Source organism: Syntrophorhabdales bacterium (assembly GCA_035541455.1).
In the GTDB taxonomy this organism is placed as follows: domain Bacteria; phylum Desulfobacterota; class Syntrophorhabdia; order Syntrophorhabdales; family WCHB1-27; genus JADGQN01.
Genome location: DATKNH010000079.1, coordinates 21,023 through 27,403, shown reverse-complemented (window position 1 = coordinate 27,403; position 6,381 = coordinate 21,023). Strand labels below are relative to the sequence as shown.

Sequence of the window (6,381 nt, the reverse complement as noted above, 5' to 3'; positions counted from 1 at the left end):
AACACCCCGGAAACACGATCCCTGGGAAGCTCTGATCGTCGTGACAGAGTGCAACGGGCAGCAGAAGGGCCTCATGATTGACGACCTGGTGGGCAAGCAGGAAGTGGTGATCAAGAACCTCGGGGAGACGCTGGAGGGTGTTAAGGGATTATCCGGCGCAACTATTCTCGGTGATGGCCGTGTGGGGTTGATCCTGGACGTGCACGGCATTTTTGAAATCGCGCACGGTTCTGCCCAGGACTGTTAGCCTTGAACCTTGAGCCTCAAGCCTCCATTATCTACAGTCCTCGCACACCATCAACTCCTCCATCGGGATGTTCCTGGTCTTTGAGATCCACTCAAGCTGAAATATGGGGAGATGGTGCCTCTTGCACGTAGGACACATGGCAAGCGCGAATTTCTTTTTCCAGATGGTCCTCACGCCCTTACTTTCTTCCATGACGATGTGCCCGGTAGGACAGATGACAACACAGGCGCCGCAGCCGATACAGGTCTCAGAGGGTTCGTCGAAGGGTGGTCCCACCTTCTTCACCGGGCCCTTCCCGCTCAAGCCAAGCGCCGAGACTCCGACTATCTCTTTGCAGCAGCGGACACACAGGTTGCAGAGAATGCATTTGCCCTTGTCCTGATCCGGTACGTATCTGGCCTCGTTGATACCGTGCTGTCTTGCGAGGTGCTGTATCAGCTCAGCCGATGGATTACGGGCAAGAAGCAACTCCAGCACCGTCCTCCTGACGAGCTTTACCTCGTCTGAATCAGTGAAGACTTCTAGGCCTTCCTTTACCGGATAGAGACAGGAGGCTACCACGCGTTTTTTGCCGGCATCATGCACCTCAACCACGCAAAGCCTGCAACGTCCGGCTGAGCCGAGTAATTCATGGTAACAGAGTGTCGGGATCACAAACCCTTCCCGTTGGGCTACCTTGAGGAGCATTTCTCCTTTTCCCGCAGAGACTCTTCTACCATTTATCGCAAGCTGAACCATGCACAAAACTCCTCTCAGCTTATTTTTACCGCATCAAAGGGACAGACGTCGTAACAGATGCCGCACGTTATGCAAAGCATGTCGTTTATCGTCTGAGGCGCTTTCCTCTCGCCCACTACCGCTCCCACCGGACACTCCGCAGCGCAGCGCATGCACCCGGTGCACTTATCCTCCATGATCGTGAAGGTGGTAATATCTTTGCACACACCCGCTGGACATCTTCCTTCGATGATATGGGCCTTGTACTCATCGCTGAAGTAGCGGATCGTAGAGAGGACCGGGTTCGGTGCAGTCTGCCCCAAGCCGCATATCGCTCCCCATTGCAATCCCCGTCCCAGCTCTTCAAGATGCATAAGATCTTCTATCTTACCTTCGCCTTTGCAGATCCGGTCCAGAATCTCATACATGCGCCGTGTACCTTCCCTGCAAGGCGTACACTTGCCGCACGACTCTTCCATCAGGAATTGCAGGAAATAACGGGCCACGTCCACCATGCAATCCCTTTCGTCCATGACAATCATCCCGCCTGATCCCATCATGGACCCGATACTCGCCAGGGAATCGAAGTCGACCGGCATGTCCAGGTACTGCTCCGGTATGCAGCCACCCGATGGGCCGCCGGTCTGGACCGCCTTAAAGCGGCGCCTGCCCCTGATTCCTCCCCCGAGGTCAAAGATGATCTGCCTCAGTGTAATGCCCATCGGCACTTCGATAAGACCGGTGTTATTCACCTTGCCGACGAGCGAGAAGATCTTCGTGCCCTTGCTCTGCTTCGTGCCGATCGAGGTATACCACTCCAGCCCCTCGTTTATGATTGAAGGCACATTGGCCCATGTCTCCACGTTGTTCAGGTTGGTGGGCTTCGCCCAGAGCCCCTGCTCCACCGTGTGCACGTACTTGTCTCTCGGCTCACCCGCTCTCCCCTCAACAGACGACATGAGGGCCGTTGACTCCCCGCACACAAAAGCGCCGCCGCCACGGAAAATCTCCACGTCAAATTCGAAATCAGAGCCAAAAACATTCCGCCCCAGAATACCGTAGTTTTGTGCCTGTTCGATTGCCCGGGAGAGTCTCGAGACCGCAAGCGGATATTCATCCCTCACATATATGTAGCCTTTGTTTGAGCCAATGGCGTAGCCGCCAATGATCATCCCTTCAATGATGGCGTGGGGATTGCCCTCCATCAGCGACCGGTCCATAAAGGCACCGGGGTCACCTTCGTCTCCGTTCGCCAGGAGATACTTCATCTGTCCGTCCGCTTCATACGCGGAGTGCCACTTTCTTCCGGTGGGAAAACCTCCGCCGCCCCTTCCGCGCAATCCGCTTGCTGAGATACAATCGATGATTTTCTCCTGCGTCATCTGAAAGGCCTTGAACGGCGCGCGATAGCCGCCGTGTGCAATATAGTCATCTATCTCTTCCGGGTTTATGACACCGTTCATCTCAAGCACAACCCGTTTCTGTCCTTTGTAGAAGGGTATCTCAAGCGGAGAAACAAACTTTTCTTTTTTTCCTGGAGCCTTCAGAAGCAGGAGATCGGCTATCTTTCCCTCAGTCGCCGTCTTCAACAGCAGTTCCACATCCCTGTCCAGATCCCGCTTTCCAACAGTCTGGTAGAGTATCTCGTCCTTGCCGAGCGTAACAATGGGGCCGCGCTCACACAACCCGTGGCAGCCGGTCTTCTTGACCAGTATCCGCGATGAAAGGCCTTCACGTTCAACAGCACTCCTGAGGCTCTCCAGGAGCCTGTTGGCACCGGACGTAATACAGCCGGTCCCGCAGCAGACACGGATGATCTTCTCAAATGCCCGTTCCTTTTCCTTAAATTTCAACCCGACAGCGTCGAGTTGCTCCAATGAAAGGGGCATATTACTGATGGTCCTTGAAGTCGCTGATAATATTGCGCACCTCCTGAAAAGTAGTCTTTCCGAAATCTTTATCGTCAACCCGCACCAGAGGGGCCAGCGCACAGGCACCGAGGCAATTTACCGACTCAAGCGTAAACTCCCCGTCGGCTGTGGTGCCACCCGTCTGCACATCCAGCTGCCGTATGAATGAAAGAAGCACATCAGCGCCTCCCTTCAGGTGGCACGCAGTGCCCAGACAGACATGCACCGTGTGCTTCCCACGAGGCTTCAGGGAGAGGGACTTGTAGAACGTCGCCACCTCATTGCCGTCTGATTGCGGTATCCCGAGACGCATACAGACATACTTGATGGCTTCCTTCGGAAGATACCGATACTCTTTCTGCACATCCTGAAAAATAGCCAGCAGATGCGCTCTGTCTCGACCACACTTGAGAATTATTTCGTCCAGCTTTTTCTTGTCTACCGGCATGTCCTCCTCACCTGGCCTTTAACCGGCCACACACCTGGATTTCAGAGCCTCCCACTCAGCGGTGACCCTCTCCTGTATGCTCTCGATAGCCTCGGACGTTAGGTGTCTGAAGCGGCCCTGCCCCTTGAGATAATCCGTAATGGGGCGCAACGGCTCTGCATTATAGGTCAATTTGTAGGTGCCATTCTCCACTTCGTACAGGGGAAAAACACCCGTCTGAACCGCCAGCCTGCCATAGCGTATGGAGAGGTCGGTCGCGGTTCTCCAGCCTGTAGGGCATACAGATAGTATGTGGAGATAGGATGGTCCGTCCGCCATTTTACACTTCTTGATCTTTTCGAGCAGATCAAAAGGGTATGACGGGCACGCGGTCGCCACGTACGGAATGTTGTGCGCTACAGCTATCTTCGGCATATCCTTCTTCCATGTAGACTGCCCCACGCTGTTCTTTCCCGGCGGGCTGGTGGTGGTCATCGCGCCGAAGGGCGTACCCGATGATCTCTGTATTCCCGTATTCATGTAAGCCTCGTTGTCCAGGCAGATGTAGGTGAACTTGTGGTACCGTTCCAGTGCGCCCGACAACGACTGCAGCCCGATATCCATTGTCCCGCCGTCCCCGGCGATGGCAACCACATATACATCTTTATCGGGTATTTTGCCTTTCTTCCTAAGTATTTTAAGCGCCGATTCAATTCCCGACGCAACCGCGCCGGCATTCTCGAAACCGACGTGTATCCACGGCAACGTCCAGTCGGTGGTTGGCAGCGGGCTACTGACAATCTCCATGCAGCCGGTCGCCATTGCGATAATCGTGTCTTTACCGAACCCCTTGAGCGCGAGGCGCACAGCCAGTATCTCAGCGCAGCCCGTGCAGGACCTGTGTCCCGGCACAGCAAACTCATCTTTGGGTATCACGTTTGCCGCGAACGTCTTTATGTTGGGCAGGGACGGTATCATTCTCTCACTCCTATCATGGCAAAATTGAGTCCTTTCTGTATGCGCGTGTCCGTCGTACCTGCTGCCTGAATGTCACGAAATATGTTGTGAAAATCGCTCTGCAAGGCATCCCTCCCCCCGAGAGCAATAACATAGTTCTTGATGAGAACGCCAATGCCGGAGCGATAGGCCAGTGACGTGATTTCATGATAGAGAGGACTGTTGACGGCACCACCGGGCATGACCCGCTCCACAATCGCCACGCGCTTTTTGCCTTCAAGGGCAACCAGCAGTTCCTCTGCGGGAAAAGGCCGATAGAGCCGCAGGTTGATGAGACCCGCTTTCTTGCCATCCGAGCGCAGCTCATCTATTGCAGTCATAATAGTCTCGTTGATAGCGCCGAGCGCCACGAACACGATCTCGGCATCCTCTGTCAGGTACGTTTCTACCGGTTTGTACGACCTCCCGAAATGTCTGCCAAAGGCGTCCATGATCTCGATGACCACGTCTTTCGATTTATTCATGGCTACCTCTTGAGCGAACTTACACTCGGTATAGATCTCCGGAATACCATATGCTCCCATGGTGACTGGTTTGTCCGGATGCAGCGTGTACGCAGGATTGTACGGCGGCAGGAATGCGTCAACCGCATCCTGGGCGGGAAACTCAACAGGTTCAACCACGTGGGTCAGCGTAAAGCCGTCTATGTTAACCATAACCGGAATAAGCACGCGCCTGTCTTCAGCTATCCTGTATGCCATGATCACCGTATCGATTGCTTCCTGTCCGTTCGTGCAGAAAAGCATGATCCATCCTGTATCCCTCGTTGCCATCACATCGGAATGATCGTTCCATATGTTAAGGGGTGCTGAGAGAGCCCTATTCGCCCCGACCAACACGATGGGGAGGCGCAGCCCGGAGGCTATGAACAGGACCTCATGCATCAATTCGAGTCCTTGAGAACTGGACGAGGTAAAAGTGCGCGCACCTGCGGCCGCAGCTCCTACACAGGCCGACAGGGCGGAATGTTCTGACTCTACAGTGATGAAATTCGCGTCCAAGTCGCCGTTCGCCACGAGCTCCGAGAGGTGCTCGACGATGTGTGTTTGGGGCGTGATGGGATACGCTGCCACCACTTCGACACGGCACAATCTGGCCGCCTCGGCTACCGCCAGGGATACTTCCATGCCTCTTCTCCCTGTCATCGTCCCTCCTCTACCATGGTGATCGCCCCAGTGGGACACTCTTTGGCGCAAATACCGCAACCTTTTGAGTAATCGTAGTTTGCTACAAAATAACCGTCGGCCTTCTGGTAAATCGCCATGTCAGGGCAGACCATCCAGCAGATGCCGCATTTGATGCAGCGTGATTCGTTCCAGACGGGTCTTTGACTCCTCCAGTCCCCGGTCAGATATTCCCTTGCGTTACCCGGCTCGTCTATTACGCCCCCTATGTTGAGCTCGTGCCACTTAATCTCGTCTACCTTTTTTGCCATCCCGAAGCCTCTCGTGAAAAGTTAAAAACCCCTATAGATTAAAGCTCTTCCGCACCAAAGTCAAGGAAGGGCCCACCAACGGGCGGAGCCCGGCGGCCTTCCTGCACCTGTACCAGCGCGCCCCTGAGGCGCGACACCTGCACATTCTCATTCAAAAACAATGCCATCCGGCTTGTCTTGGGGATTCAGATGTCTTCAGGCTGATTCTTGCTGATCGCTGAGAGCTGCCTGTTCCATCTTTTCGATGAATTCCTGCATGGGAATTACCGGAAGAGTCATTATCTGAACGGTTCCTCTGGCGCCAAGCTCCATCGAGACCCACATGATTGACTCGTTATCTGGCGCCTCTATGAGATTGATGAAATCATGCTTGCCTAGACACGCATACTGTGCTATCACGTAGGCGCCCATGCTCTCTATTTCCCTGTTCACCTCTTCGATGCGTTCGGGATTATCGCTAACCGTCTTTCTGCCTTCGTCGGTGAGGTTACTGAACATAATGTAAAGAGGCATCTCTCTATCCCCCTTTCTCTCCACTACATACCCGTTACTATATATGTGGCAGGACAACCGTGTCAATACTTTGCGTTGACAATGATCTAAGTAATGATTGACAAGCATTGTAGCC

The 6,381-nt window shown here is 54.1% G+C and carries 8 protein-coding genes; 1 reads left to right on the top strand and 7 read right to left on the bottom strand.

Annotation, left to right across the window (positions count from 1 at the left end):
• A partial coding sequence (locus tag VMT71_08200; protein HVN23939.1) for a chemotaxis protein CheW occupies positions 1-247 on the top strand: 247 nt, incomplete at its 5' end.
• 27 nt (positions 248-274) lie between these two features.
• On the opposite strand, the gene VMT71_08195 is transcribed toward VMT71_08200, so the two are convergent.
• From VMT71_08195 to VMT71_08165, 7 genes are all read right to left on the bottom strand, one after another.
• Positions 275-985 (bottom strand): 2Fe-2S iron-sulfur cluster-binding protein, encoded by a 711-nt coding sequence (locus VMT71_08195; GenBank protein ID HVN23938.1) that lies wholly within the window; start codon positions 983-985, stop codon positions 275-277.
• A 14-nt stretch (positions 986-999) separates the two neighbouring features.
• Entirely contained in the window at positions 1,000-2,853 is a 1,854-nt protein-coding gene (locus VMT71_08190; protein HVN23937.1) for an NADH-ubiquinone oxidoreductase-F iron-sulfur binding region domain-containing protein, read from the bottom strand.
• Position 2,854: 1 nt separating this feature from the next.
• The gene (locus tag VMT71_08185) at positions 2,855-3,322 is read right to left on the bottom strand and encodes an NAD(P)H-dependent oxidoreductase subunit E (GenBank protein HVN23936.1); all 468 of its coding nucleotides are present in this window, start codon (positions 3,320-3,322) and stop codon (positions 2,855-2,857) included.
• 18 nt (positions 3,323-3,340) lie between these two features.
• Entirely contained in the window at positions 3,341-4,279 is a 939-nt protein-coding gene (gene porB, locus VMT71_08180; GenBank protein HVN23935.1) for a pyruvate synthase subunit PorB, read from the bottom strand.
• A complete protein-coding gene (locus VMT71_08175; GenBank protein ID HVN23934.1) occupies positions 4,276-5,463 on the bottom strand; it encodes a transketolase C-terminal domain-containing protein in 1,188 nt (395 codons plus the stop codon). The genes porB and VMT71_08175 overlap by 4 nt, the downstream gene beginning before the upstream one ends.
• Complete coding sequence (locus tag VMT71_08170; protein ID HVN23933.1) at positions 5,460-5,753, bottom strand: 4Fe-4S binding protein; 294 nt, start codon at positions 5,751-5,753, stop codon at positions 5,460-5,462. Before VMT71_08170 ends, VMT71_08175 begins: the two co-directional genes overlap by 4 nt.
• 195 nt (positions 5,754-5,948) lie before the next feature.
• Positions 5,949-6,266, bottom strand: a complete 318-nt coding sequence (locus tag VMT71_08165) for a GYD domain-containing protein (GenBank protein ID HVN23932.1) — start codon at positions 6,264-6,266, stop codon at positions 5,949-5,951.
• Between the last annotated feature and the right edge of the window lie 115 nt (positions 6,267-6,381).